Origin of the sequence: Vibrio mytili, from assembly GCF_000830505.1 — a bacterium.
GTDB classification, from domain to species: domain Bacteria; phylum Pseudomonadota; class Gammaproteobacteria; order Enterobacterales; family Vibrionaceae; genus Vibrio; species Vibrio mytili.
Genome location: NZ_JXOK01000058.1, coordinates 1 through 26,354, shown reverse-complemented (window position 1 = coordinate 26,354; position 26,354 = coordinate 1). Strand labels below are relative to the sequence as shown.

22 protein-coding genes and 2 pseudogenes are annotated in these 26,354 nt (G+C 39.8%); 22 read left to right on the top strand and 2 right to left on the bottom strand.

The window, feature by feature from the left end:
* Positions 1–51: 51 nt before the first annotated feature.
* Entirely contained in the window at positions 52–270 is a 219-nt protein-coding gene (locus tag SU60_RS14900; RefSeq protein WP_041156210.1) for a hypothetical protein, read from the bottom strand.
* 831 nt (positions 271–1,101) lie between these two features.
* Here SU60_RS14900 and SU60_RS14895 point away from each other — a divergent pair.
* The 21 genes and pseudogenes from SU60_RS14895 to SU60_RS14795 all read left to right on the top strand — a co-directional run bounded on the left by SU60_RS14895 (position 1,102) and on the right by SU60_RS14795 (position 23,527).
* Complete coding sequence (locus tag SU60_RS14895; RefSeq protein ID WP_041156209.1) at positions 1,102–1,620, top strand: porin family protein; 519 nt, start codon at positions 1,102–1,104, stop codon at positions 1,618–1,620.
* Positions 1,621–1,706: 86 nt separating this feature from the next.
* On the top strand, positions 1,707–4,418 hold the full coding sequence (locus SU60_RS14890) for an SLBB domain-containing protein (protein WP_041156208.1): 2,712 nt from the start codon (positions 1,707–1,709) through the stop codon (positions 4,416–4,418).
* Positions 4,419–4,479: 61 nt separating this feature from the next.
* The gene (locus SU60_RS14885; protein WP_342418117.1) at positions 4,480–4,866 is read left to right on the top strand and encodes a four helix bundle protein; all 387 of its coding nucleotides are present in this window, start codon (positions 4,480–4,482) and stop codon (positions 4,864–4,866) included.
* 108 nt (positions 4,867–4,974) lie between these two features.
* On the top strand, positions 4,975–5,961 hold the full coding sequence (locus tag SU60_RS14880; protein ID WP_041156206.1) for a Wzz/FepE/Etk N-terminal domain-containing protein: 987 nt from the start codon (positions 4,975–4,977) through the stop codon (positions 5,959–5,961).
* Positions 5,962–6,074: 113 nt separating this feature from the next.
* Positions 6,075–7,319: an oligosaccharide flippase family protein gene (locus SU60_RS14875; RefSeq protein WP_041156205.1), complete on the top strand. Its 1,245-nt coding sequence runs from the start codon at positions 6,075–6,077 to the stop codon at positions 7,317–7,319.
* Complete coding sequence (gene rfbB / locus SU60_RS14870) at positions 7,316–8,380, top strand: dTDP-glucose 4,6-dehydratase (RefSeq protein ID WP_041156204.1); 1,065 nt, start codon at positions 7,316–7,318, stop codon at positions 8,378–8,380. Before SU60_RS14875 ends, rfbB begins: the two co-directional genes overlap by 4 nt.
* Before the next feature lie 2 nt (positions 8,381–8,382).
* Entirely contained in the window at positions 8,383–9,252 is an 870-nt protein-coding gene (gene rfbA, locus SU60_RS14865; protein ID WP_041156203.1) for a glucose-1-phosphate thymidylyltransferase RfbA, read from the top strand.
* Between the two features lie 11 nt (positions 9,253–9,263).
* On the top strand, positions 9,264–10,136 hold the full coding sequence (rfbD, locus tag SU60_RS14860; RefSeq protein ID WP_041156202.1) for a dTDP-4-dehydrorhamnose reductase: 873 nt from the start codon (positions 9,264–9,266) through the stop codon (positions 10,134–10,136).
* Between the two features lie 8 nt (positions 10,137–10,144).
* Positions 10,145–10,696 (top strand): dTDP-4-dehydrorhamnose 3,5-epimerase, encoded by a 552-nt coding sequence (gene rfbC, locus SU60_RS14855; protein WP_041156201.1) that lies wholly within the window; start codon positions 10,145–10,147, stop codon positions 10,694–10,696.
* 117 nt (positions 10,697–10,813) lie between these two features.
* Positions 10,814–12,086 (top strand): annotated as a pseudogene (gene tviB, locus SU60_RS14850) (Vi polysaccharide biosynthesis UDP-N-acetylglucosamine C-6 dehydrogenase TviB).
* Positions 12,087–12,097: 11 nt separating this feature from the next.
* On the top strand, positions 12,098–13,042 hold the full coding sequence (locus SU60_RS14845) for a Gfo/Idh/MocA family protein (RefSeq protein WP_041156200.1): 945 nt from the start codon (positions 12,098–12,100) through the stop codon (positions 13,040–13,042).
* A 20-nt stretch (positions 13,043–13,062) separates the two neighbouring features.
* Positions 13,063–13,647, top strand: coding sequence for an acyltransferase (locus SU60_RS14840; protein WP_041156199.1), 585 nt, complete (start codon positions 13,063–13,065; stop codon positions 13,645–13,647).
* A 15-nt stretch (positions 13,648–13,662) separates the two neighbouring features.
* Positions 13,663–14,733 carry a DegT/DnrJ/EryC1/StrS family aminotransferase gene (locus tag SU60_RS14835; RefSeq protein ID WP_041156198.1) on the top strand — a complete coding sequence of 357 codons (1,071 nt, stop codon included), beginning with the start codon at positions 13,663–13,665 and terminating at the stop codon, positions 14,731–14,733.
* A 677-nt stretch (positions 14,734–15,410) separates the two neighbouring features.
* Positions 15,411–16,385, top strand: coding sequence for a glycosyltransferase (locus SU60_RS21025; RefSeq protein ID WP_052481544.1), 975 nt, complete (start codon positions 15,411–15,413; stop codon positions 16,383–16,385).
* Positions 16,366–17,397, top strand: a complete 1,032-nt coding sequence (locus SU60_RS14825) for an EpsG family protein (RefSeq protein WP_041156197.1) — start codon at positions 16,366–16,368, stop codon at positions 17,395–17,397. The genes SU60_RS21025 and SU60_RS14825 overlap by 20 nt, the downstream gene beginning before the upstream one ends.
* Positions 17,398–17,408: 11 nt before the next feature.
* Positions 17,409–18,602: a glycosyltransferase family 4 protein gene (locus SU60_RS14820; RefSeq protein WP_128814688.1), complete on the top strand. Its 1,194-nt coding sequence runs from the start codon at positions 17,409–17,411 to the stop codon at positions 18,600–18,602.
* 20 nt (positions 18,603–18,622) lie between these two features.
* The gene (locus SU60_RS14815) at positions 18,623–19,660 is read left to right on the top strand and encodes a polysaccharide biosynthesis protein (protein ID WP_041156195.1); all 1,038 of its coding nucleotides are present in this window, start codon (positions 18,623–18,625) and stop codon (positions 19,658–19,660) included.
* The gene (wbjC, locus tag SU60_RS14810) at positions 19,661–20,764 is read left to right on the top strand and encodes a UDP-2-acetamido-2,6-beta-L-arabino-hexul-4-ose reductase (protein WP_041156194.1); all 1,104 of its coding nucleotides are present in this window, start codon (positions 19,661–19,663) and stop codon (positions 20,762–20,764) included.
* Between the two features lie 24 nt (positions 20,765–20,788).
* Positions 20,789–21,919 (top strand): non-hydrolyzing UDP-N-acetylglucosamine 2-epimerase, encoded by a 1,131-nt coding sequence (wecB, locus tag SU60_RS14805; RefSeq protein WP_041156193.1) that lies wholly within the window; start codon positions 20,789–20,791, stop codon positions 21,917–21,919.
* Entirely contained in the window at positions 21,919–23,133 is a 1,215-nt protein-coding gene (locus SU60_RS14800; protein WP_041156192.1) for a glycosyltransferase family 4 protein, read from the top strand. Before wecB ends, SU60_RS14800 begins: the two co-directional genes overlap by 1 nt.
* On the top strand, positions 23,120–23,527 hold the full coding sequence (locus tag SU60_RS14795) for a WbuC family cupin fold metalloprotein (RefSeq protein WP_041156191.1): 408 nt from the start codon (positions 23,120–23,122) through the stop codon (positions 23,525–23,527). Before SU60_RS14800 ends, SU60_RS14795 begins: the two co-directional genes overlap by 14 nt.
* Before the next feature lie 74 nt (positions 23,528–23,601).
* Here SU60_RS14795 and wecA read toward each other — a convergent pair.
* Positions 23,602–24,680, bottom strand: a pseudogene (gene wecA / locus SU60_RS14790) (UDP-N-acetylglucosamine--undecaprenyl-phosphate N-acetylglucosaminephosphotransferase).
* A 171-nt stretch (positions 24,681–24,851) separates the two neighbouring features.
* Between wecA and SU60_RS14785 the strand changes: the two are divergent.
* A complete protein-coding gene (locus SU60_RS14785) occupies positions 24,852–26,018 on the top strand; it encodes a nucleotide sugar dehydrogenase (RefSeq protein ID WP_041156190.1) in 1,167 nt (388 codons plus the stop codon).
* The last annotated feature ends 336 nt before the right edge of the window (positions 26,019–26,354 follow it).

The window sequence follows — 26,354 nt, the reverse complement described above, 5'->3', positions numbered from 1 at the left end:
TCGCCCTGAATAATCAGGGCGATTCTCTAATACAAGCTAATTCTAACGAAATTAGTTAGTCGTAGGAGCTGAAGCTGAAGCTGAAGTAGTAGTTGAGTCACTATCAGTTGCTGCTACTGCTACTACTGTTGCTGCTGCTGCTGCACCAACGCCAACTGCTGTTTCACCGCTTGCTGCTGCTGCTGCGCTATCTGCGCTTTCAGTGGTAGTTGCTGCGAATGCTGTAGAAGCGCTTAGAGCCATAAGAATAGCGAGTGCTGTATTCTTCATTATTATTCCTTAAGTATTTCCGGTATTAAAAACATCGATGTTTGGAACATAAACCTATACTCCAAAGATGATTTTAGATAAAAAATCACCAACATGTAAATAGTTTCTTATGCTTTTTGTTGTTTTAGAAAAGAGAAAGGAAGAAACAAGATCCTAGGTTTAAAAGACAGGTCCTAGGTTCTAGGGTCCTAGGGCCTAGGAAAAACAAGGAATACAGGAAAAGGTCCTAGGTAGAAAACAGGTCCTAGGTTCTAGGGCAGCTTGTTGAAATTATCGTGACCAACGAAAAAGTTTTTCGCTTGTGGTTTTTGATTACAGAGCGCTCCGCTTCCAGATTACAGAGGAGCAAGCTGTGAATTCTGTATTCCGTAATCCGTAATCTGTTTTCCCAAACAACACCCATATAGTTTCGTTAGGCCAAGGAGTCACCACGAGTATTCCTAGGACCTTTCTTTATCCCCTAGGACCTTTCTTTTTCGTTAAATTTTAGTAGCAAAAATCTCACTTCTGACACCGCAATGTTTCCTACTCTTGCCGTTTGGTGACGAACAATGCATAATTTGCCAGCTTTTGTGTGACTCATGTCTAAGTATGATTTTTGAGCGAGTCTCACATAAAAGTAAGGCTTAAAAGATCGCCGTTGAAAAACGCGGTGAACTAACTAAAAAATAATAAACCGAATCAATCGGCTAAGCATCAACAAGCAAATAATCAGCGAACAGTGGCTAACGCGTAATGCCGCCGGGCGGTAGCGTGGAAAACGCACAAACTATCATTTGGGACAAGGCTGCGGGTTAGGCCGCGGTACGTCGACACTAAGGAACCACTTACGTGATAAATAAACGACCATGGCTAGGGGCGTTGAGTGCAATCAGTTTAGGCTTGTGCTCTTTTTCTGCCTCAGCAGATTTCTATGCTGGCGCATTATTGAGTTACTCAAACGCGGAACTTCAATCTCCTTCCTCTTCTTCTGTAGCAGAAGGCAACCCGTTTCTTCTTCAAGCTCAGGCTGGCTACTTCTTTAACGACTACCTCGCTTTAGAAGGTCGATACGGCACCTCGCTTAAGCGCGACAGTGGCTTATCGGTTGATCGCCTTGCCAGTGGCTTCGTTAAATTCAATATTCCTGTGTCTGGTCGCGTTGCCCTTTACGGCTTGGCAGGGTATTCGAGCATCGAAATCGATCAAAAAGGCATCGGCTCCGATACTGGCCAAGGTGCGAGCTTTGGTGTGGGCGTACATTACGCGATGGACAAACACAGTGCAGTGGTCTTCGAGTTTGTTGACTACAGCGCAGAAGACGACGTTCGCCTTAACGGTCTATCACTCGGATTCCAACACCGATTTTAATCAAAGCCCCGAGTGCTCAGCCTAATCCATGCGCCGAGAACTTGGTCTCTAAGATTTTATTCACTCTTTACTGACAGCGGATTACCATGCTTAAAGGATATTTCTCCATTGCCGTTTGTGTATTGGCAAGTCTGTTTGCGCCATACACCTTGGCGCAAAACCCAACCCCAGAACAGCTTAAAATGTTTCAAAGCTTACCTGCCGCGCAACAGCAAGCATTAGCAAGTAAGTATGGCATTACCCTGCCTTCTGGTTCGTCACAGTCGACCAGCTATGAGAACCCTAAAGTGGTTGAGCAGCGTCCGGAAGCGACGAACGCTAATGCTGTGGACAGTGACCAGTTTGACTGGTTGAAGCCCGAAGAAGATCAAGAGCTCAAGCGTTTCGGCCTTGATTTATTTGCTGGTTCTCCAACCACATTTGCGCCGATCAGTGATGTTCCCGTACCTGCCGATTACACCATTGGCGCAGGGGATGAACTGGTTATTCAGTTGTTTGGTAAAGAAAACACCACGCATCGCTTACGCGTGAATCGTGCCGGCATCATTAACTTTCCGTCGCTAGGCCCGGTACAAGTGGCTGGCATGACCTTCTCTGAAGTACGTGATTCGCTAAACCAACGTGTGCAAGAGCAGATGATTGGTGTGCGCAGCGATATCTCACTGGGTGAAATGCGCACCATGCAAGTGTTTGTGATGGGGGATGCTTACAAACCAGGTGCTTACACCGTGAGTGCCTTGTCGACGATTTCTCAAGCGATCTACTACAGTGGTGGTTTTAGCGATAGCGGTGCGCTGCGTAATATCGAGCTAAAACGCAATGGTCAAGTAATTCGTAAGCTAGACATGTACGACCTGCTGCTCAAGGGTGATGCGCGTAACGATGTACGTTTGTTACCTGGCGATGTGGTGTTTATTGGCTCGGTGGCCCAAACGGTTTCTGTGGATGGCGAAGTGAACCGCCCTGCAATTTATGAAGTGAAACCCGGTGAAACCTACAAACAGCTGATTCAAATGGCGGGTGGCTTTACTGCCAACGCGTTCTTTGAACAAATCGATATTAAACGCTACGGCACCGAAGGCGTTCGAGAAGCGTTAACTCTGAACTTTGTCAACCCACAAGACCAGCAAGTGAAAGTCAAAGTTGGTGATGAAGTTAACGTACTGAAGAAAAGTGAAGAGCTAACCCGTTACGTGCAAATTGAAGGTGATGTGCGTCACCCAGGCTTTGTAGAATGGAAGAGCGGCGTGCGCGTTGCGGATCTGTTCCAATCGGTCGATTCTTCATTTAACTCGACCGCAGACGTCAGCTACGCTGTTATCGTACGTGAAATTAATTCACAGCGCGATATCGAGACCTTCCAAGTTAACTTAGCCAATGCGATTCTCTCACCAAACAGCAGTGACAACATTCAACTGCAATCGCGTGACCGTGTTTTAGTCTTTAACCGTTTTAACAATGAAGATTTGGACAATCTTGCAGAGCAAGATACGGTAGCCAAAGCAAAAACCTTAGAAGAGGCACAAGCACAAGCTGAGATGGATCAATTGAGAGAGCAAGAAATGCGTAGCACTTCAGTGGCTATCTCTCCTTCTCAAAATGGTTTGTCGAACGGTACTAACAACACAAGTGCAAATCAGGCCGAAAAACAGCAAAAGATCATCTTCCGTGGTAAAGAAATTACTCAAGAAGAGTTCGATGCCATGAAGCAAAATACGCGTCAAACGTTACTTGCTCCAGTGCTTTTACAGCTTCAGCAGCAGTCTAAACTAGGCCTTGCACCACAAATCGCTGAAGTCTTCGGTGAAGTAAAATACCCTGGTCGTTACCCAATTACGCCACGAATGACAGTCTCTAGCTTATTAGAAGCTGCGGGCGGTCTTACGTACAACGCGTTTACTATCAATGCAGAGTTGGCCCGTACCGTCATCAATAACGTTGACGAACGTGCATCGATTAATGTCGAACGCATTGACTTGCGTAAAGCGATTCAAGGTAGCACTGCAGACGATGCGATCATTGTCGGCCGCGACCGCTTGAACGTATTGGAAAAACCAAGTGTGAAGCTGCAAAGCACCGTCACGCTACAAGGCGAAGTGCGCTTCCCAGGTACGTACACCGTTAGCCAAGGTGAAACATTAGGTGAACTGCTAGAACGCGCGGGTGGCCTAACCGAATTTGCTCACCCACAAGGTGCAATCTTCACTCGCGAAGCACTACGCTTACAAGAGCAAAAACTGCTTAACCAGTATGCAGCCGACATGCGCGCAGAAACCGCGAAGAAGACCTTCCGTGCCGACAGCAACATGAGCTCAGTGATTTCTGACCCGGACAAGACGCTGAAGTTTGTTGAAGAAGCCAGCCGCAGCAAGGCGCTAGGCCGCATGGTGGTACAGCTAAACCGCATCTTAGACAACGAGCGCTCTGCCGACTTTATGTTGGAAGATGGCGATTTCTTGTTTGTACCGACCTTCCGCAACACGGTTTCTATCATGGGTGAAGTTCAGGTACCAATCACCTACTTGCTTGATAGTAAGCTGGACGTGAATGATTACCTAAACAAAGCGGGCGGCGCGAAGAAACAAGCCGACGAAGATCGTATCTTTGTGGTGCGCGCTGATGGCTCGGTATACAAACCAACATCAGGCTACTGGTTCGGTAACAACGACGACGAGCTGAAAGCGGGCGATACTATCGTTGTGCCAATCGACACCGATTACCGCGACGCACTTAGCACCTGGACAGCCGCAACCCAGATCCTATACCAAACTGGTGTAGCGATTAATGCGCTTAAGTAAATAGGAGCTAGGTTCCTAGGTCCTAGGGACTAAGGACTAGGAAAACCAATACAGGAAGTGGATGATGCGACAACTTGCTTTTGAAAAACTAGATGTTTGGAAACGCAGTTGTCGCCTTTCTTGCGAAGTGTATAAACAACTAGAACCTTGCAAGAACTTCGGGTTTAAAGATCAACTATCCCGAAGCGCACTTTCGATAGCATCTAATATTGCAGAGGGTGAAGAGCGAGAAACAGCAAACGAGTCAGCGAGATTTCTATACATCGCCAAAGGCTCCGCTGGAGAAGCAATCACCCAGCTTTACGTTGGAATAGAAGCAGGCTTTATAGAAAAACAAAAAGGCCTAGCACTCATCAACGAGACAAAAGAAATATCCGCAATGTTAGCCGCCCTAATCAAGCGCAGAAAAGGCTCAGTCCGCGAACCGCCCGCAAAGTATGAAAACTAGATACTAGCCGTAAAAAACTTTATTAACAGATTAAACTCGATCCTAACCCCTAGCCCTTGGTTTTCACCTAGGATCCTAGGACCTAGGATCCTAGGACCTAAATACCCTATGGACCCACAAAAAGAACCACAACACAACTACTTACCATACCCACCCCAACCTTCAGCGCCCGCCGACGAAATCGATCTCCGCGAACTCTTCGCTGCCATCTGGAAAGGTAAGTGGATCATCATCGCGACAACTTTTGTTTTTGCCGTAGGCTCTGTACTTTATGCCCTTAGCTTGCCGAACATCTATAAAGCGGATGCTTTGCTAGCTCCTGCAGAAAGCTCCAACGGCGGCGGCTTAGCCAAAATGGCAGGCCAACTTGGTGGCTTGGCAGCTTTAGCGGGCGTTAACCTTGGAGGAGGAGAGTCTTCCCAAACTGATCTCGCTGTACAAGTGATGAAATCACGTCAATTTGTTGATGCGTTTATTAACAAACACGATTTGTTAGTACCAGTAATGGCAGCCAAAGATTGGGACTTGACCAGCAACCAGCTAATTCTAGACGAAGAAATCTATGACCCAAGCTCTGGAGAATGGTTACGTGAGCCAGATGGTTTGCGAGGTGCAACACCAACGGCACAAGAAGCATTCGAAGTGTTCAAGAAAGATATTTTAAGTGTTAACTCAGATACAGAAACGGGATTGTACACAGTATCCGTCAAACACTATTCCCCTTATGTCGCTCAGCAATGGGTAAACTGGCTGATAGAAGACATTAACAAAGTAATGCGCGAGCGTACCATTGCAGAGACGTCACAAAACCTTGATTACTTAAATACTCAACTGCAAAAAACCGCTGTTGCCGATATGCAAAGCACCTTTTATAGCTTAATTGAAGAGCAAACCAAAAGCTTAATGTTGGCAGAGGTTCAAGATGAGTTTGTATTTAAAACTGTGGATCCTGCAGTAGTTCCTGAATTAAAGGATGCTCCGAAACGTGCCTTAATTTGTGTGTTGGGTACTTTACTTGGCGGCATACTAGGTATTGCGTTTGTTCTTGTACATTTTGCGTTTAGAAAGGAGTATGAGCTTCCCGTAAATAGTTAAATAAAGTACTAAAAGCAGTTGATTATAAAGTGATTTAAGTAATGTTGTTTTGCTTTCCTATAGTAGGAGTGTCCATTGTTTTATTTTTTTTGTAGGGTAAAGTTGGTGAAGGTTTGAATAAAAATATATTATATTTGAGTCTTGTTCAAATATTTAAATTTGTTATCCCAATAATTACTTTTCCTTATTTAACTCGAGTTCTTGGTGTCGAAAGCTTTGGTTATTTGGCTTTTGCAACTGCACTTTTGAGTTATAGTATGATAGTTTGTCAGTATGGTTTTGACTTGAACGCTACTTCTAAAATAGCAAGGATAAAAGATAATAATTTTAAGATGGATGTATATTGTAGTGGTATATATAGTTCGAAGTTGGTATTGTTTTTTATATCATTAACCATCTGCTTTTTGTTTTTATTTTTATATGATGACTTAATGTTAACTAAGTTGTCACTTTGTATGTTACCTATGGCACTTGGGACTTTGCTCTTACCTACGTGGTTATTTCAAGGTTTAGAAATGATGAAGGAGTTAGTTTTTATTACACTAATTAGTCGATTGCTTATTATTCCGTTTGTTTTTATTTATATCAATAGTAGTCAAGATTTATTTCTTGCAGGATTTCTTCAGGCTCTTCCTTTTTTTATTTCGGGTGTTCTTTCTGTTATATACATAAAAAATAAAAATGTATTTTATTTTTCACTTTCAAAATATAAATATGTACTTGTAATCCTTAAATCAGGATGGGATGTTTTTCTTACTAGTTTAGCTTCAAGTGTTTATTTGACATTAATTCCCATTGTTATTGGTGTTTTTCACGGACCGATAAGTGTTGGCTACTTTAATGTCGCTGATACTATAAAAAAAATATGTATTTCATTTTTTACTCCTATTTACCAATCTGTCTTTCCTAAAGTCAATTCTTTAATTGTTAATGATAAGCCTAAAGCCAGTGAAATTGTTAAGCGATATTTCTATATTAGTTCTATATTAGCGTTATTAGGAACCGCTTTTGTGGCGTTTTATGTTATTGAGATTATCATTTTAGTCTCTGGTAGCGAATTTATCCCCGCTAGAGAAACAGTTCTCATTATGATGGTTGTAGTTATAGTCAGTGTTGCTAATAATTTTTTCGGAATTCAGAGTTTGATTCCGACTAAAAATGAGAAGGTCTTGAGAAAAATTGTAGTAGCTGGAGCTACTTTGTGTCTAATTATGATGGGGCCTGTGATTTATTATTTTGATTATATAGGTTCTGCATTCCTGGTGTTATCCGTAGAAGCGTTCGTATTTGTGCTATTGGGCTTGTATCACTTTAGATTTAATGTTGGTATGATTTTTGATTGGGGAGTTAAGCCATGAAAATATTATTAACCGGTGGAGCTGGATTTATCGGCTCTGCGGTAATTCGTTTTATCATCAATAATACACAAGATAGCGTTATTAACGTTGATAAATTGACCTATGCTGGTAACTTAGAATCTTTAGATGGTGTCAGTGACAATGCGCGTTACACATTTGAACAGGTTGATATTTGCAACCGCACTGAACTTGATCGTCTTTTCTCGCAATACCAACCGGATGCGGTGATGCACTTAGCTGCCGAATCTCATGTTGACCGTTCGATTGATGGCCCTGCGGCATTTATCGAAACCAATATTGTTGGCACTTATACTCTACTTGAAGCGGCGCGTCAGTACTGGAATACGCTAGAAGGAGAAAGCAAAGCGGCCTTTCGTTTCCATCATATCTCGACCGACGAAGTTTATGGTGATTTAGAAGGTACAGCTGACCTGTTTACGGAAGACACCTCTTACGAGCCATCTTCACCTTACTCTGCGTCAAAAGCCTCCAGCGACCACTTAGTGCGAGCTTGGCTACGTACCTATGGTTTACCTACCATAATGACCAACTGTTCCAACAACTATGGTCCGTTCCATTTCCCTGAAAAACTGATCCCACTGATGATTCTTAACGCCTTAGACGGTAAACCGCTGCCAGTGTATGGAGATGGTATGCAGATCCGCGATTGGTTATTTGTTGAAGACCACGCTCGCGCACTGTACAAAGTTGTGACCGAGGGTGTCGTAGGACAAACCTATAATATAGGCGGTCATAATGAAAAAGCCAACATTGAGGTGGTGAAAACAATTTGCTCGCTGCTTGAAGAGCTAGTGCCTAACAAGCCACAGGGTGTTGCTCAATACCAAGATCTGATCACTTACGTAAAAGACCGCCCGGGGCACGATGTGCGTTACGCAATTGATGCGGCGAAAATTGAACGTGAACTAGGTTGGAAACCGCAAGAAACATTTGAATCTGGTATTCGTAAAACCGTGGAGTGGTACTTAAACAACACCACATGGTGGAGCCGTGTATTAGATGGCTCTTACAGCATGGAACGTCTAGGGGCAGGAGAGTAGCAATGAAAGGAATTATTCTGGCGGGTGGTTCTGGCACACGTTTATATCCAATTACTCGTGGCGTTTCTAAACAATTACTGCCAGTTTACGACAAACCTATGATCTATTACCCGCTATCAACACTGATGTTGGCGGGTATTCGCGATATTCTGATTATTACTACTCCTGAAGATAACGACAGCTTCAAACGTTTGTTGGGCGATGGCAGCGATTTTGGTATTAGCCTGCAATATGCTATTCAGCCAAGCCCTGATGGTTTGGCACAAGCTTTCTTGATTGGCGAGGAGTTTATTGGCGACGACAGTGTATGTTTAGTGTTGGGTGACAATATTTTCTATGGTCAGTCATTTGGCAAGCAATTAAAGCGCGCATGTGAACTCAGCTCGCAGAGCGTGGCAACCGTATTCGGTTATCAAGTAAAAGACCCTGAACGCTTTGGTGTGGTTGAATTTGATTCGCAAATGAAAGCGGTATCGATTGAAGAAAAACCGCAGCATCCCAAATCAAACTACGCGGTGACGGGTTTGTATTTTTACGATAACCGTGTCGTCGAAATGGCAAAACAGGTTAAACCTTCTGAACGTGGCGAACTAGAAATCACTACCTTGAATGAAATGTATCTCAATGATGGTTCATTAAATGTGGAATTGCTTGGTCGTGGCTTTGCATGGCTAGATACTGGCACCCATGAGAGCCTACATGAAGCATCTTCGTTTGTGCAAACCATTGAAAACGTGCAAGGCCTTAAAGTTGCGTGTTTGGAAGAGATTGCATGGCGCAATAGTTGGTTAAGCAATGACGAGTTAGCCACTATTGCCAAGCCTATGTTGAAAAACGCTTATGGCCAATATTTACAGTCATTAATTAAGTAGCAGGGCAAGTGATGAAAGTTTTGATTACTGGTTGTAGTGGTCAGGTGGGTCACTGCCTGACTAAGCGTTTAACCAAACAAGCAGAAGTGCTGGCGTTAGATTATGAAGGATTAGACATTACGAACCGTGACGCAGTGCTAAATACTGTTTCTGAGTTTCAGCCCAACTATATTATCAATGCTGCAGCACACACTGCGGTTGATCGAGCAGAGCAAGAAGTTGAGCTTTCGTATTTAATTAATCGTGATGGGCCAAGTTATTTAGCGCAAGCGGCAAGCGATTGTGGCGCGGTGATGTTGCACATTTCTACCGACTATGTGTTTGATGGTATGGGTGATAAGCCTTATCAAGAAAGCGACGCTACTGTACCGCAAGGTATTTATGGGCAAAGCAAACTGGCGGGTGAACAAGCCGTGGCAGAAAACTGCCAACAGCATTTGATTTTACGAACCGCTTGGGTATTTGGTGAACACGGCAATAATTTTGTCAAAACCATGCTGCGTTTGGCACAAAGCCGTGATGAACTGAGCATTGTTGGCGACCAGTTTGGTGGCCCAACGTATGCGGGTGATATTGCTGATGCATTAATCGCTATGGTGCAACACCTAGAGCAAGGTAAGCAAGCTAAGTGGGGTATTTACCACTTCTCTGGCATGCCTTACGCCAGTTGGTTTGATTTTGCCAACGCGATATTCCAAGCAGCAGAGCAGCATGATGTGCTTGCCAAGCAACCTAAGCTTGCAGAAATTCCATCCTCTGCTTACCCTACACCAGCGAAGCGCCCTGCAAACTCTCGTTTAGATTGCAAAAAAATAAAAAATCAATTTGGCATTAAACCGAGTGATTGGAATGCCGCGTTGAACAATATTCAAGCTTATAAGTAATTAAAATTATGAAAGTTATTGATACCAAAATTCCCGATGTGAAAATTATTGAGCCAGCCGTGTTTGGTGATGAACGTGGTTTCTTCATGGAAACATGGAACCAAAAGCGCTTTGAAGAGCTAGTGACTGGCAAACCGACAAAATTTGTCCAAGATAATCATTCAAAATCGAAAAAAGGCATTTTACGTGGGCTACATTATCAAACGGAAAATACTCAAGGTAAATTGGTGCGTGTAGTTTCGGGTGAGGTTTTTGATGTAGCGGTTGATATTCGCAAAGGTTCAACAACGTTTGGTCAATGGGTCGGCGAATATTTGTCAGTTGAAAACAAACGTCAGTTGTGGATTCCGGAAGGCTTTGCTCATGGATTTTATGTGATCAGTGACGAAGCGGAATTTGTATATAAGTGTACTGATTATTATAATCCGAGTGCAGAAGTGTCGATCCGGTGGGATGACTCAACAATCGATGCTAAATGGCCGATTATAGGATATCCCCAACTGTCCATTAAAGATAAAAATGCTATCTCTTTAATGGAATTAATCTTAGTTGAAAATTAAATTTATATTTTATGTAGATAATGTTTCTTTTTAATACATGATTTTTTCAAATTTTATAGTGAGTTATCATTGTAAGTGATATTTTTTAATTAATTTAAAGTCAATAGTAGGTCGGTCATGAGTTTTGAAAATTTAAAAGTTGGAATAGTCGGGCTTGGATATGTTGGTTTACCTTTAGCGGTAGAGTTTGGTAAAAAATACAATACTATCGGTTTCGATATTAATGAACCAAGAGTAAAAGAGTTAACCTCAGGTAAAGATTCAACTTTAGAATGTACAAGTTCAGAACTATCTGAAGCGTATTTATTGAAATACACCTCGCATTTGGAAGATATTAAAGACTGTAATTTTTATATCGTAACGGTTCCTACTCCCATCGATAGTAGCAATGCGCCGGATTTGACTCCGTTGAAAAAAGCTTCCGAAGCGTTAGGAAAGGTTATTTCTGTAAATGATGTCGTTGTCTTTGAGTCAACAGTTTATCCAGGTGCCACAGAAGAGGTTTGTTTACCGATCATTGAACGAGTATCAGGGTTGAAGTTCAACAAAGATTTTTTTGCTGGCTATAGTCCAGAACGTATCAACCCAGGTGACAAAGTTAACCGCTTGACAACCATTGTCAAAATTACTTCAGGTTCAACCCCTGAAATTGCTGATTTTGTCGATTCTGTATATCGTTCAGTTGTGACTGCTGGTACTCATAAAGCTTCGTCAATCAAAGTTGCCGAAGCAGCTAAAGTGATTGAAAATACGCAGCGTGATTTAAATATCGCGATTATTAATGAGTTCGCCAAAATTTTTAACCGATTAGATATCGATACAGAAGAGGTATTGAAAGCCGCTGGTACTAAGTGGAATTTCTTACATTTCAAACCAGGTTTAGTGGGCGGGCATTGTATCAGTGTTGATCCATACTATCTTACTCACAAAGCAAAAGAAGTCGCTATATGCCAGAAGTGATTTTAGCTGGTCGCCGCATTAATGATGGCATGGGTAGTTATGTCGCTACTCAGATGGTTAAGAAACTTGCTAGTAAGAAAATTCATATTGATGAGGCCAATGTGCTTGTAATGGGGTTCACCTTTAAGGGGGATTGTCCAGATGTGCGAAATACCAAGGTCATCGAAATAATTAAAGAGCTTCAAAGTTTCAATATTAATGTCGATGTACACGATACTTGGGCTGAACCTGAAGAAGTTAAGCATGAATATGGCGTTGAGCTAACGTCAGATCTAAAAGAAAATTATTATGATGCATTATTTTGGCCGTAGATCATAGTGAACTTAAACAGATGGGGATTGAGAAAGTAAGAACTCTTGGCAAAGAAAATCATGTTGTTTATGATGTGAAATATGTATTCCCTCTCGATGCTGCAGATATTCGTCTATAAGGAATAAGTTAATGAAAAAATTTGCTCTAATTGGAACTGGTGGTTATATCGCTCCTCGTCATTTGAACGCCATCAAAGACACAGGAAATGACTTGGTTGTTGCGATGGATATTAATGACTCTGTAGGTATTATGGATATGCATTTCCCAGAGTCTGAGTTTTTCACTGAGTTTGAAGATTTTGCGGCATATGTAGAGGATGAAGCTTTAAAAGGCAATAAGCTTGATTATATTTCTATTTGCTCTCCTAATTACCTACATGCACCGCAGATGAAGTTTGCATTAAAAAACGGCATAGATGTTATCTGTGAGAAGCCTTTAGTTCTCAGCTCTTCAGAGATTGATACTTTAAAAGTATATGAAGAAAAGTATGGAGCAAAGGTCAACAGCATTCTTCAATTACGTTTACATCCATCGATTATCGCATTACGTGAAAAAGTTCAAAATAGCCCTTCAGATGAAATATTTGATGTTGAACTCACTTATATGACATCTCGTGGTAAGTGGTATTTAAAATCTTGGAAAGGGGTTGATGAGAAATCTGGAGGGGTTGCTACCAACGTAGGTGTTCATTTCTTTGATATGCTTCATTTTATCTTCGGTGAAATCAAGTTTAATGAGGTTCATTATAAAGATGAACAAACAGTTGCTGGTTATTTGGAATATGAGAGAGCACGTGTGAAGTGGTTCTTATCTATTGATGCAAATAACTTACCTGAAAACGCAGTTCAAGGCGAGAAGAAAACATATCGTAGCATTTTGATTGGTGATGAAGAGCTTGAGTTTTCCGGTGGTTTCACTGACTTACATACTCAGAGCTATGAGAATATCTTAGCTGGAAATGGCTATGGGCTTGAAGAGAACCGAACAGCTATTGAGACCGTAGAGAAAATACGTGATCAAAAAGTTGTTGCTAACACAGAGCACTATCACCCATTAATGTCTAAATTAGTCTAATTATCTTGGAACCTGCAAAAATGAATTATATGAAACACGAAACGGCGATCATTGATGAAGGTGCAGTGATTGGTAATGATTCAAGAGTATGGCACTGGGCACACGTATGTGGTGGTGCGAGAATTGGGGAAGGAGTTTCTTTAGGACAAAACGTTTTTGTAGGTAACAAAGTTACTATCGGTGACAAATGTAAGATCCAGAACAACGTATCAGTGTATGACAATGTACACCTAGAAGAAGGTGTATTTTGTGGCCCGAGTATGGTTTTTACCAATGTATATAATCCTCGCTCGCTTATAGAGCGCAAGGATCAGTACTTAGATACCATAGTAAAAAGAGGTGCCACTTTAGGTGCCAATTGTACTGTTGTGTGTGGAATCACGATTGGAGAATTTGCATTCATTGGTGCTGGCACGCTTGTGAATAAAGATGTCAAACCTTTTGCATTAATCGTTGGCGTTCCAGCAAAACAGATTGGTTGGATGAGCTCATATGGGGAAAAGTTAGATTTACCTCTGTCAGGTAATGCAAAGGCAATTTGTCCACATACAAATGACGTTTATAAGCTGACAAATGACACTCTTATTCGCGAAGAATCAAAATAGAATTGAGTATTAGAAATGCAATTTATAGATCTTGAAGCACAGTATCTTCACTTAAAAGATAAAATTAACTCTCGTATACAAAAAGTCTTAGAGCATGGGCAATATATTATGGGACCGGAAGTACAAGAGTTAGAGGAAAAACTAGCTGAATATGTAGGGGTAAAACACGCCATAACATGCGCTAATGGTACAGATGCATTGACTTTAGCGATGATGGTTTTAGGCATAAAAGAAGGAGATGCCGTTTTTTGTCCGACATTTACCTTTTTTGCAACGGCAGAAGTTATTGCTTACGAAGGAGCTACACCCGTATTTGTTGATTCAGATCCTGATACATTTAATATCTGCCCTATCGATCTTGAAAAGCGCATTCAAGCAACAATTTCGGAAGGTAAGCTAATTCCAAAAGCAATTATTGCAGTTGATTTATTTGGTTTACCGGCCAATTACCCTGAAATACAAAAAATTGCCGACAAGTACAATTTAAAATTAGTTGAAGATGCAGCTCAAGGTTTTGGTGGTAGTATCAATGGTGAAAGAGCTGGAAGTTTTGGTGATATTGCTACAACAAGCTTTTTCCCTGCAAAGCCACTAGGTTGTTATGGTGACGGTGGCGCAATATTCACTAATAATGATGAATATGCTGAACTTATAAAGTCATATAGAGTTCATGGGAAAGGAACTGATAAATACGACAATGTCAGAATTGGAATGAATTCTCGGTTGGATACTATTCAAGCCGCTATTTTGTTGGAAAAGCTAGCAGAGTTCCCAACTGAACTTGTTAATCGTAATAAAGCTGCAAAAAATTACGAAAAAACGTTGGCAGATAAATATAAGCTCCCTCAAGTACCAGAAGGCTATATTAGTTCTTGGGCACAATATACATTGGTTTCTGATAATCGAGATGCAGAAATGGCAAAGTATAAAGAGCAAGGCGTACCTACAATGATTTACTATAGTACTTGTATGCATCAGCAAACAGCATTTTCTTACTTACAATATATGGACGGAGATTTTATCGTTGCTGAGAGGTTAGCTCAAGAGGTTTTTAGTTTGCCTATGCACCCATATCTTAATATATGAAAGATAACAATAAATAATAACTTTTATGACTTATAGATAGTTATAAAAGTTATCTAAATTAAAAATAATATTAATTATAAATACATCATAGAATAAATTTTGAGAAATTATATATATTAAATATTGATAAATCAACAACTAAACCGGGATGCGTGTAACGGCCTGAGTAGTTCCCCTTGTGGTTTTCATAAAAAATTATTAAGTTAAGGGTAGCGCATGTCTTATCATGTGATCAAATAGTTCTGAGAAATCAACTGTTCAGACGGCAAGATGGTGCAGACTCAATATTTTACGTGCTTTCTTCACCAATTCGTCGACCCCAATATCGTATTCACACTGTTTTCTAGTTTTTCGGGATTAAATTTCAAGTAACTATTTAGCCTCGAGCTATTAAAGACTTTTTATGCTAAGAACGAGTTTTTATCCTGAAACTTGAGCGTATGATATTCAAAGGTTTTGTGAGGCTATTTATGAATGGAGATTTATTGTAGTTTTTCCGTCTCGAACAAAGAGAGTGCACTCGCAGAGACTTAGCGCCTCGATATAGGGTATCTCATTTATTAGTTATATTCAGAGTTTCAGAAATATGGAATTGAGTACTTGTAAATTATAGATAAATATCTTTTCGTAGGATAGGGGAATTTCCTCTAAAATATATTTTCATGGAAACTATAAAAATGAAAAAAAGAATATCAGTTGTTATGGCGACGTTTAATGGTGCTCGTTATATAACTGAGCAGTTAAATAGTATCGATAATCAAGATGTTTTACCTGATGAAATTATTATTAGTGATGATTGCTCATCTGATAATACTAGAGAATTAATAACAAGCTGGATTGCTAGTTCTAAAATCAGAAATGTAGTATTTATTAAAAATGAAATAGGTAAAGGGTGTAACAAAAACTTTAATGATGCAATCTCGTGCTCTTCAGGTGATTTTGTTTTTGTGTCAGATCAAGATGATGTTTGGTATCCGAATAAAATAAGTTCTATGGTTAGTGAAATGTTAAGGGGAAATAAATTTTTACTAGTTCATGATCTATTATATTGTGATGCAGAACTTAATAGAAGTAATATTAAAAAATTTGATAGATTAAAAAAAACATTAGACTTAGATGTGTTGAAATATAACGTTACGGGGATGTCTACTTGTTCTAATGGTAAATTTATTCGTGAAACAAGTATTCGAAATACTAAAAGTTATGCTTATGATAATTGGATATCTGATGCGGCGTATTTTCTTGGAATGAAGAATTTGGTTAATGAAGTTTTGTCGGATTATAGACGGCACGATAGCAATGTAACTGGTACTAATTTAACAAATTCTTATTTAGTCTCAGGAAGGATTGGTTTGATTTTTAGCAAAATTAAAATGAGACAACTTGTTGATTATGATTACTTTATAAGTTATTACACAGCATTATACGAAACTCTGTCTGATGAGAATTATTTATTGGCTATACAATATGATACTGATAAACTAGATCTTAAAGAGTTGCATGAAAAAATAGAGACAATGAAGCTGAGGAAGTTGGTGAACTCTAATTTTGGTTTGGAATGGGTTTTTAATTTTTTCAAGTTGTTTAAGCTGGTTTTTTATAAGTCTGATTATAAATTAAGGCATCTTTTAAATGATGTGTTCTTACGATAGCGAAATTTACAAAAACAATAGAAGATTATCTTTATCGATTTTCTTTGCTTCTGTTTTTATTTTATTTTTTCTAGCTGCATTTAGGCCATTAGGAGTTGATGCGGACTCTTTGGGATATAAATATCTAGTCGATAATTCTAATTTGACAGAGTTGACGATCGAACCTACGTTTATGCTCTTATCCTACTTTTTTAAGTTGGTTTTTGATGAATATGCATATAGAGGTGTGTTTGTTTTTTATGCATTACTAAATTTATATTTTCTAGTTAAAGTAATATATGACCGTTCTTGCTATATTAATGTCAGTCTAGCAACTTATTTTTTAATTTCATATTTTATTTTAACTTTTACTCAAATAAGGTTTTCGATTGCTTGTTCGATATTTATTTTGTCAATTATTGATATAGTAGATAGGCGTTTCTTTAAATTTTTCATTAAAATAGCATTTGCATCACTATTCCATTTTTCTGCTGTGATTTTTATTTTTTTCTATATTTTAGGAAGTGATAAATTTAGAGTTTCTTATTTATTTATTTTGTTGGTTTTTAGTTTTATATCCATCTCATTTTCACATGTTATCTTGAATATTTTATTGGGTAATATTTCTTTTCTTCCAGAATATTTTTATTACAAATTATATGCGTATTTAAATAGTGGAAATTTTAATAGTTTTAACCCACTAAATTCTCTTAGTGTTATTGTTATTTTTTTTTCCATAGTTTTTGCGTGGGTAATCGTTTTTTATGATGTGAAGTTTGATGCGTTTAACCTTACATGTTTTAAAATTATGGTTTTAAGTGTGTCCTGCTTTTTCTTTTTTCTATCTTTCCCTACGTTAAGTATACGAATGTTGAATATATCGGCATTGATGCTGATGTATTTGGTGCCATTTATTTTGAGTATTGTAGTTCAAAAAAGAATATCCTTGATTTTGATTATGGTTGTCTTTTTTGCTTACTTTTTAAATCAAAATTTTGTTAATGGATTGATAGATGTTTCCCTTTTGTTATAGTGGTTCATTTTATGTCTAAAAATATATTGTATATTCATCATTCCCCTGTCTTCGGAGGGGCGTCGAGAAGTTTGCTTGAGATGATAAAAGCTTTTCCTAGTCATGAAGTGGAGCCCTATTTTATATGCACAAAGGGTAGTGCATCTGAACAGTTTATTACTGTGTCTAATAAAATTTGTTCTACATTCGGTATCAGTTGTTTTGATCATACTAGATTCGGTCATTACACAGGTAGGCGTTGGTTTATTTTGCTGAGGGAGATTTTATTTATTTTCCCCACTTTATTTGTGTTTGCTAAAGCTTTTTTTAAGTGGAGAAAAATAAAATTCACTGCAATACATGTTAATGATTTGGTTTTATTACCTGCTGTTTTAATATCAAAGTTTTTATTTAAAGCTCCTATAGTATTGCATTCTAGATGTTTGTTTGAAAATAAAAAAGGCGTCTTTCGTCTTTGGTTGATAAAAAAAATAGTCGATAAAAATGTTGACGTTATTGTGGCTATAGATTCGGACTGTCACAAAGATATTAAGGATTTTTTTTGTTCAAAAAGTATTGTTATACATAATGGTCTATGTGTTTATGACAATAAAATTACGGATGAGAAAAGTGACGATGATTTTATTGTTGGTTTTGTTGGAAATATGTTACCGAGTAAAGGTATATATGAATTAGCTGGCGCTGCTGTAAAATTGAAGGAATTAGGCCATGATGATATCGTATTTTTAATCGTTGGTCCTAAAGTAAATAATAATGTTTCTTTACGTTCCAAAGCTCTGGATTATTTTGGGTTTAGAGAGCTTACTTCAGAAAAAATTGATAAAGTAATCACAGATAACAACTTGGATAACATTGTTTTTTCAGGATTCTGCACTGATATAGAAGAGCAGTATAAGAAAATGAGCGTTCTAGCTTTTCCTTCGCGACTTAATGCTGTTGGTCGTCCCGTCTTTGAAGCTGCTTATTATAGAGTACCTAGTATTGTAGCAGTTGATAACCCTACATATGATACATTTATTCCTGATGTTACAGGTTTGCAGATCAAACAAAACGATATTAATGATTTAGTGGAAAAGATTTTGAAACTCAAGAATGACCATGAATTTTTGCAAGAACTAGGTGAAGGAGCCTTTTCTATGACTGAGAAATTTTATAATATTAATAACAATGCAAAGAAAATGCTAAGTGTGTATGACAATTTATAAAATAAAATAGAGTAGGTATTATGTTTTTCGAGAAGGTCTTATTGATTACTGGTGGCACAGGTTCTTTTGGCAATGCTGTTTTAGATCGTTTTTTAGATACAGAAATTAAAGAAATTCGTATATTCTCTCGTGATGAAAAAAAACAAGATGATATGCGGAAAAAATATAATAATGATAAGCTAAAGTTTTATATTGGTGATGTTCGCGATTATCAAAGCATTTTGAATGCAACACGAGGTGTAGATTATATCTATCACGCAGCCGCTTTAAAGCAAGTTCCGTCTTGTGAATTTCACCCAATGGAAGCGGTTAAGACTAACGTTTTAGGTACTGAAAACGTGCTAGAAGCGGCGATCCAAAATGAAGTGAAGCGCGTAGTGTGTTTAAGCACAGATAAAGCGGTTTATCCGATTAATGCGATGGGTATCTCTAAAGCGATGATGGAGAAAGTCATCGTTGCTAAATCTCGCAACGTTGATCCAGAAAAAACAGTGATCTCAGCGACTCGCTATGGGAACGTAATGGCTTCTCGCGGTTCGGTTATTCCTTTGTTTCTACGTCAAGTTATTAATGGACAGCCTATAACCATCACCGACCCTAATATGACTCGTTTTATGATGACGCTTAATGATGCAGTTGATTTAGTGTTACATGCGTTCGAAAATGGAACTAACGGTGACATCTTTGTTCAAAAAGCACCTGCTGCAACTATCGACGTGTTAGTTAAGGCTTTGCTTAAGATCACTGCTAAACCTGAACATCAAGTTAATATTATCGGCACTCGCCATGGTGAAAAGCTCTATGAAGCCCTTTGTAGCCGAGAAGAAATGTTCGTTGCACAAGATCAAGGTAACTACTATCGCATACCTTCCGATAACCGTGATCTGAACTACTCAAAATACAATGAAGAAGGTGAAAAAGATCTTTCGAATGTTGAGGATTACAATTCACACAATACTGAGCGTCTTGATGTCGATGGTATGGTTAAGTTATTGCACAAACTAGACTTTATCTCTGATATTGAAGCGGGCAGTTTGGTCGTACCGGAAGGTGTATAAATGAAGATTGTTGTAACAGGAGCTAAGGGTTTCATTGGTAAAAACCTTTGTGTCATGCTTCGTGAGCATGGTTATGAAGATCTTATCGAAATAGACCGCGATACGTCGCGCGAGCAAACAACTGATGCTTTAGTAAATGCAGATTTCGTCTACCATTTAGCGGGAATTAATCGTCCAAAAACGGAAGCGGAATTCCAAGAAGGCAATGTTGATTTTACTGACTTTGTGGTTGAACAGCTCAAAGCTAGTGGTCGAAAGACGCCTCTTGTTGTGAGCTCTTCTACACAAGTTACTCAAGATAATGCATATGGATGTAGTAAAAGGGCTGCGGAGCATAGCGTTGAGCAGTATGGACAAGAGTGTGGCGCGCCATTTTATATTTTTCGCTTCCCAAATGTATTTGGTAAGTGGTGTCGCCCTAATTACAATTCTTTTGTGGCTACCTTTTGTTACAACATACTCAATGACCTAGATATTACTATAAATGATCCTAAAGCCTCGGTAACGCTTGTCTACATAGACGACGTTTGCCGTAGCTTACTTTCCTTACTCGACGGTACTGAACCGTGTGGAGCTAAAGCAGTTTCGCCGGAATATCCAACCACGGTGGGTGAGGTTGCGGATTTACTGCGAGCGTTTAAAGAAAGCCGTGAGAACTTAGTTACTGAAGATGTGGGGATGGGTTTAGTTCGGGCGTTGTACTCAACCTACTTAAGTTACATGTCACCTGAACAATTCAGCTATACCATTCCTAGTTATGGCGATGAACGTGGCGTATTTAGCGAGATGCTAAAAACGAAGCAGGCAGGCCAGTTTTCTTTCTTCACAGCACATCCTGGGATAACTCGAGGCGGGCACTATCACCACAGCAAGAATGAAAAGTTCCTTGTATTAAAAGGTAAAGCTCGCTTTAAGTTTGAACACATCGGAACAGGTGAGCGTTATGAACTGGAAACAGAAGGCTGCGCTCCTCAAATCGTAGAGACCGTACCTGGTTGGTCTCATGACATCACAAATATTGGTGATGAAGAAATAATAGTGATGTTGTGGGCGAACGAAGTCTTTGATCGTGAAGCACCAGATACTTTTGCTTATCCTCTGTAATTTTGGCTATACAAGAGAAATAAAATGAAAAAATTGAAAGTGATGTCGGTAGTTGGAACTCGCCCAGAAATCATCCGTTTGTCTCGTGTACTTGCAAAACTAGATGAGCACTGTGAGCATATTCTCGTCCACACAGGACAAAATTACGACTTTGAGCTCAACGAGGTGTTCTTTAATGATCTTGGTGTACGTAAACCTGACTACTTCCTGAACGCAGCGGGCAAAAATGCGGCTGAAACCATTGGTCAGGTAATTATTAAAGTTGATCAGGTATTAGAGGAAGTTCAACCAGAGGCAATGCTGGTACTCGGTGATACCAACTCTTGTATTTCGGCTATTCCTGCTAAACGTCGTAAAGTACCAATTTTCCATATGGAAGCGGGTAACCGTTGTTTTGACCAGCGTGTTCCTGAAGAGACAAACCGTCGTATAGTTGACCACACAGCAGATATTAATCTGACTTATAGTACGATTGCTCGTGATTACTTGTTAGCAGAAGGTTTACCTGCAGATCGCGTGATAAAAACGGGTAGCCCAATGTTTGAGGTGTTGAATCACTACATGCCTCAAATTGACAGTTCAGATGTTGTTGAGCGCCTTGGTTTAGTGAAAGGTGAATTCTTTGTTGTGAGTGCACATCGCGAAGAGAATGTCGATTCACCTAAGCAGTTAGCTAAACTTGCTGAAACATTAAATATGGTAGCTTCGAATTATGATCTTCCAGTTATTGTTTCAACTCATCCTAGAACGCGTAACCGAATCGAAGCCCAAGGTTTGGAGTTCCACCAAAATATCCAACTGTTAAAGCCGCTAGGGTTCCACGACTACAACCATCTTCAAAAGAATGCTAAGGCTGTACTTTCTGATAGTGGGACTATCAATGAAGAATCTTCAATCATGAATTTCCCTGCATTAAACCTACGTGAAGCTCATGAGCGTCCTGAGGGGATGGAAGAGGCTTCAGTAATGATGGTTGGTCTCGGGGTGGAACGAGTTATGCAGGCTTTGGCTATACTAGAGTCACAAGCGCGTGATGATGAGCGTTTATTACGTCAGGTTTATGACTATTCAATGCCAAATGTGTCAGAAAAAGTCGTGCGTATTATTCATTCTTATACGGATTATGTAAAACGCGTAGTTTGGAAAGAGTATTAATGCATTTTGCTTTTATTATTGACGATTATTTGCCTCATAGCACTCGTGTTGGGGCAAAGATGTATCACGAACTCGCGTGCTATTATATATCCCTAGGTCATGAAGTAACAGTGATTACTCCTAACGATAAGCAGAGTGACAAACTTGTGAAGTGCACGATCGATGGTGTTAGCGTTTGGAGTTTTGCTAGTGGCGCAATAAAAGATGTACCTAAAGTTAAACGTGCTGTTAATGAGACGTTGCTATCATTTCGGGCATGGAGAGCTATAGCTAACGAAGTTAAACCTGATACGTTTGATGGGATTGTGTATTACTCGCCGTCAATTTTTTTTGGCCGATTAGTTAGTAAGTTGAAATCACGTTGCCAGTGTCGTTCCTATCTGGTTCTTAGAGATCTTTTTCCCCAATGGGTTATTGATGCAGGCATGATCAAACAAGGCTCGCTAATTGAAAAGTATTTTCGTGCATTTGAAAGCCTCTCGTATGCTCAGGCAGACACAATTGGTTTGATGTCGAAGAAGAATCAGTCTCTTTTTGAACAGTTAACAGAAAATAGTTTTTCTACTGAAGTTCTTAGAAATTGGGCCGCGTTAACTCCTCATACTTTAACTTCTGACAACCGCAGCATTCGAAAAAAGCTTAATTTAGGAAATAAAGTTATTTATTTCTATGGTGGTAACATCGGTCATGCTCAAGATATGCCAAATTTGATGCGACTGGTAAAATCAATGAGCCAATATGATGATGCGCATTTCTTGTTTGTTGGGCAAGGGGATGAAGTTAACCTTATTAACGAATTAGCTGTTAAGTGGGAGCTTGATAATTTCACTTACTTGCCTTCTGTCAGTCAAGCTGAGTTTAAAGATATCTTGGCTGATATCGATATCGGCTTGTTTTCACTCTCAATTCAACATACAGCACATAATTTTCCTGGAAAACTTCTTGGGTATATGGTCCAGTCTATTCCTATTTTAGGTAGTGTAAATCAAGGAAATGATTTGGCTAATATTGTTAATGATAACAATGCTGGAATGATCTCTGTAAATGGTGAAGACGATGTGTTGTTTAGAAATGCGGTTGCGCTCTATAGTGATATTGAGCTAAGAAAGAGTATTGGACGAAACGCTTTTTCCCTTCTTGAGCTCGAATTTTCAGTGCAATCCGCAGGAAACACGATCCTAGAGAAGCTAAAGGGGCAACATGAAAGTATATAGCGATAAATCACTGATTTCACTTTATGAATTAGCAGCAAGCTCTCCACGACAAAGAGCACATTTAAATTTACATGCTAGTTATGATGAGAAAGTGCAACGATTGTTTATCGCGTTACAAAAAGGAAGTTTTGTTGAGCCTCATTACCATGAGTTGCCCAATCAATGGGAAATGTTCATCGTGATTCATGGCGTTATTCGAGTGTGTCAATACCAAGCTAATGGACATTTAGCTTCTGAAGTTTTTGTTGGTGATTCTCAATCAAGTAAGGTTGTTGAGTTCCAGCCCGGGGATATACATAGCGTTGAATGTATTTCAGAAACAGCGCTGATGTTGGAGGTTAAAGAGGGGCCCTTTAACCCTGAATATGCGAAGGTGCCGTTTGAAATAAAATAATTAACCAACGTTTAGCTTTGGCTGCAACCAAATAAAATAGCCGTTTTACTGGCTCAAACGGCTATTTCGTTTAATCATGCAATGTTCACAGATGAGCTGCCTTTTCTACTAAACTTAGTTCGTAAAAAGCTGGTAATACGCCAAATATAGCTCAGTACGGTTGCATAAACGACGAAACATCCAATAAATAGTGCAAACATAGTTACTTCAGGGATATTTGTTGCTTCGCCGTAAATACCAAAAGAGGCATACGCTGTAGCAATTAAACAAATTGCTACGAGTGTTTGCCTAGGGCCTAACCCTAGTCGTTGGAATAAGTGGTGTAGATGATCACGGTCTGGTTTGAATGGCGAGTCTCCACGGCGAATGCGACGAATCATGATCGCTGCCATATCCATTAACGGTACTGCAATTAGCCACAAAGCGGTTACTGGTCTCATAAGCGGTTCTGAGTGCTCGGTTTGCTTACGCCTAAAAGAAGCCAAATCACAGTGAAGCCAATCATCATGCTGCCAGCATCACCCATAAAGACTTTTCGTTCTCGGCCTAAAATCCCGAGGTTCATAAAGATATACGGTAGCATTGCAACAATGAATACAACGCATAGGTAAGCTGCGCCATGTTGGCTATCTACTTGCAATAGGAAGGCTAACGCGCCAAATGTGACAATAGAAAGCCCACCTAATAAGCCATCTATTCCATCCACCATGTTAAATGCATTGATTGCGCCTATTACCGCCAAGATGGTAATAATGCTGCCACTCCACCCCAATGAAATCTCACCGAAGCCAAACATATTACCTAAGCTGTGAAGTTCAATGCCTGCAACTTTCATCATCACGATAGAAAGTGCTGCTTGAATACCCATTCTTACCTTAAAGCTCAGATCGATCTTATCATCAACAGCGCCCACTAATGTCAGCAGAGCAATAGACAGCACGAATAACCAACTGTGCTCAAGCGCCTCTGGTCTAAAGGTTAAGTATTGTGCAACCACCAAGCAGATCGAAATACCACCAACTAAAGGGACGGCACCATCATGAAGTTTTCTTGCGTTAGGTTTGTCTACTAGACCGATTCTTTTTGCGATTTTTCGCATTAGGAATAGGGTGGTAAAAGAGGAAAAAAAGATAAAACTAAGCTCAAGGAACATAAGTCGCCAACGGTTGTCTTTAATATTATTGGTCAATTTTAGATCAAGTTGGCAATTTTAAAAAGTAGAGATTTGATCAAACCTTGGACGAAATCGGTTACATTTTGTTGTAACTAGTGCTGATTTTCATTCTCTGGTACTCTTTGGGATAAATGATACAAGGAATCACCCATGAAAATTGCAGTTGCTGGGACGGGCTATGTTGGTTTGTCCAATGCTATGTTGCTAGCTCAAAACCATGAGGTAGTGGCTGTCGACATTATTCCAGAGAAAGTGGCGCTATTAAATAATAAGCAGTCACCGATTGTGGATGCAGAGATAGAAAATTTTCTTGCAAACAAACAGTTAAACTTTGTTGCGACGACCGATAAAACCCTCGCTTATCAAGATGCGAAGTATGTGGTGATCGCAACACCAACCGATTATGACCCGATAACCAACTACTTTAATACCTCTTCCGTAGAAGCGGTCATTAAAGACGTAATGGCAATTAATCCTGATGCGGTTATGGTGATTAAGTCGACGGTACCGGTTGGTTATACCACTCGTATTAAACAAGATCTCGGTTGTGAGAATATCATCTTTTCTCCTGAGTTCTTGCGCGAAGGTAAAGCCCTTTACGATAACTTGTACCCATCTCGGATCATTGTCGGTGAGCGCAGCGAACGTGCTGAGGTATTTGCCAGTTTATTGGTTGAAGGGGCGGTTAAAGAAGACATTCAAGTTCTATTTACTGATTCGACTGAAGCCGAAGCGGTTAAGCTGTTCTCTAATACTTATCTTGCAATGCGTGTAGCGTATTTTAATGAACTAGATTCTTACGCAGAAGCGCATGGCCTAGACGCACGTCAAATCATTGAAGGGGTAGGGTTAGACCCACGTATTGGTAACCACTACAACAACCCGTCGTTTGGTTATGGCGGTTACTGCTTACCAAAAGACACTAAGCAGCTGTTGGCCAACTATCAAGAAGTGCCAAACAACATCATTGGCGCAATTGTAGAAGCGAACCGTACGCGTAAAGACTTTGTTGCTGAGTCGATTCTTAAGCGACAACCAAAAGTGGTTGGTATTTATCGCTTAATCATGAAAGCGGGGTCTGATAACTTCCGAGCTTCTTCGATTCAAGGCATTATGAAACGCATTAAAGCCAAAGGCGTTGAAGTTGTGGTTTACGAACCAGTGTTAAAAGAAGACGACTTCTATAACTCTCGCGTAATTAAAGACTTTGAAGAGTTTAAGCAGGCTGCTGATGTAATTGTCTCCAACCGCATGGTAGAAGAACTGGCCGATGTGGCGGATAAAGTTTACACCCGAGATTTGTTTGGGAGTGATTGATAACTAAAGGTCCTAGGGAAAAGAAAGGTCCTAGGTCCTAGAGGAGTGCGCTGTAACTGAAGTGATAAACGTTGGGTATTGTGTTTGTTGTTTTTGGAATACAGAGCGCTTCGCTTACGGAATACTGAGAAGGTCCTAGGGAAACCAAAGATCCTAGGCCCTAGGTGGCAAGCGCTGGCTGTTTTGTCGATAACCCAGCATGCGGTGCTTGCTTCTTTGGAATACAGAGCGCTTCGCTTCTAGATTACGGAGGTGTTTGCTGTGGTTTCCGTAATCTGTAATCCCAAACAGCGAGCACCAGTCTGTTGTTTATTCACCATAACCCCAGCGATCTCA

What these genes read in the sequence shown, in the direction of transcription:
- SU60_RS14900 (WP_041156210.1), bottom strand. Translation starts at nt 270, where the DNA reads ATGAAGAATACAGCACTCGCTATTCTTATGGCTCTAAGCGCTTCTACA.
- SU60_RS14890 (WP_041156208.1), top strand. Translation starts at nt 1,707, where the DNA reads ATGCTTAAAGGATATTTCTCCATTGCCGTTTGTGTATTGGCAAGTCTG.
- SU60_RS14885 (WP_342418117.1), top strand. Translation starts at nt 4,480, where the DNA reads ATGATGCGACAACTTGCTTTTGAAAAACTAGATGTTTGGAAACGCAGT.
- SU60_RS14880 (WP_041156206.1), top strand. Translation starts at nt 4,975, where the DNA reads ATGGACCCACAAAAAGAACCACAACACAACTACTTACCATACCCACCC.
- rfbB (WP_041156204.1), top strand. Translation starts at nt 7,316, where the DNA reads ATGAAAATATTATTAACCGGTGGAGCTGGATTTATCGGCTCTGCGGTA.
- rfbA (WP_041156203.1), top strand. Translation starts at nt 8,383, where the DNA reads ATGAAAGGAATTATTCTGGCGGGTGGTTCTGGCACACGTTTATATCCA.
- rfbD (WP_041156202.1), top strand. Translation starts at nt 9,264, where the DNA reads ATGAAAGTTTTGATTACTGGTTGTAGTGGTCAGGTGGGTCACTGCCTG.
- rfbC (WP_041156201.1), top strand. Translation starts at nt 10,145, where the DNA reads ATGAAAGTTATTGATACCAAAATTCCCGATGTGAAAATTATTGAGCCA.
- SU60_RS14845 (WP_041156200.1), top strand. Translation starts at nt 12,098, where the DNA reads ATGAAAAAATTTGCTCTAATTGGAACTGGTGGTTATATCGCTCCTCGT.
- SU60_RS14840 (WP_041156199.1), top strand. Translation starts at nt 13,063, where the DNA reads ATGAATTATATGAAACACGAAACGGCGATCATTGATGAAGGTGCAGTG.
- SU60_RS14835 (WP_041156198.1), top strand. Translation starts at nt 13,663, where the DNA reads ATGCAATTTATAGATCTTGAAGCACAGTATCTTCACTTAAAAGATAAA.
- SU60_RS21025 (WP_052481544.1), top strand. Translation starts at nt 15,411, where the DNA reads ATGAAAAAAAGAATATCAGTTGTTATGGCGACGTTTAATGGTGCTCGT.
- SU60_RS14825 (WP_041156197.1), top strand. Translation starts at nt 16,366, where the DNA reads ATGATGTGTTCTTACGATAGCGAAATTTACAAAAACAATAGAAGATTA.
- SU60_RS14820 (WP_128814688.1), top strand. Translation starts at nt 17,409, where the DNA reads ATGTCTAAAAATATATTGTATATTCATCATTCCCCTGTCTTCGGAGGG.
- SU60_RS14815 (WP_041156195.1), top strand. Translation starts at nt 18,623, where the DNA reads ATGTTTTTCGAGAAGGTCTTATTGATTACTGGTGGCACAGGTTCTTTT.
- wbjC (WP_041156194.1), top strand. Translation starts at nt 19,661, where the DNA reads ATGAAGATTGTTGTAACAGGAGCTAAGGGTTTCATTGGTAAAAACCTT.
- wecB (WP_041156193.1), top strand. Translation starts at nt 20,789, where the DNA reads ATGAAAAAATTGAAAGTGATGTCGGTAGTTGGAACTCGCCCAGAAATC.
- SU60_RS14800 (WP_041156192.1), top strand. Translation starts at nt 21,919, where the DNA reads ATGCATTTTGCTTTTATTATTGACGATTATTTGCCTCATAGCACTCGT.
- SU60_RS14795 (WP_041156191.1), top strand. Translation starts at nt 23,120, where the DNA reads ATGAAAGTATATAGCGATAAATCACTGATTTCACTTTATGAATTAGCA.
- SU60_RS14785 (WP_041156190.1), top strand. Translation starts at nt 24,852, where the DNA reads ATGAAAATTGCAGTTGCTGGGACGGGCTATGTTGGTTTGTCCAATGCT.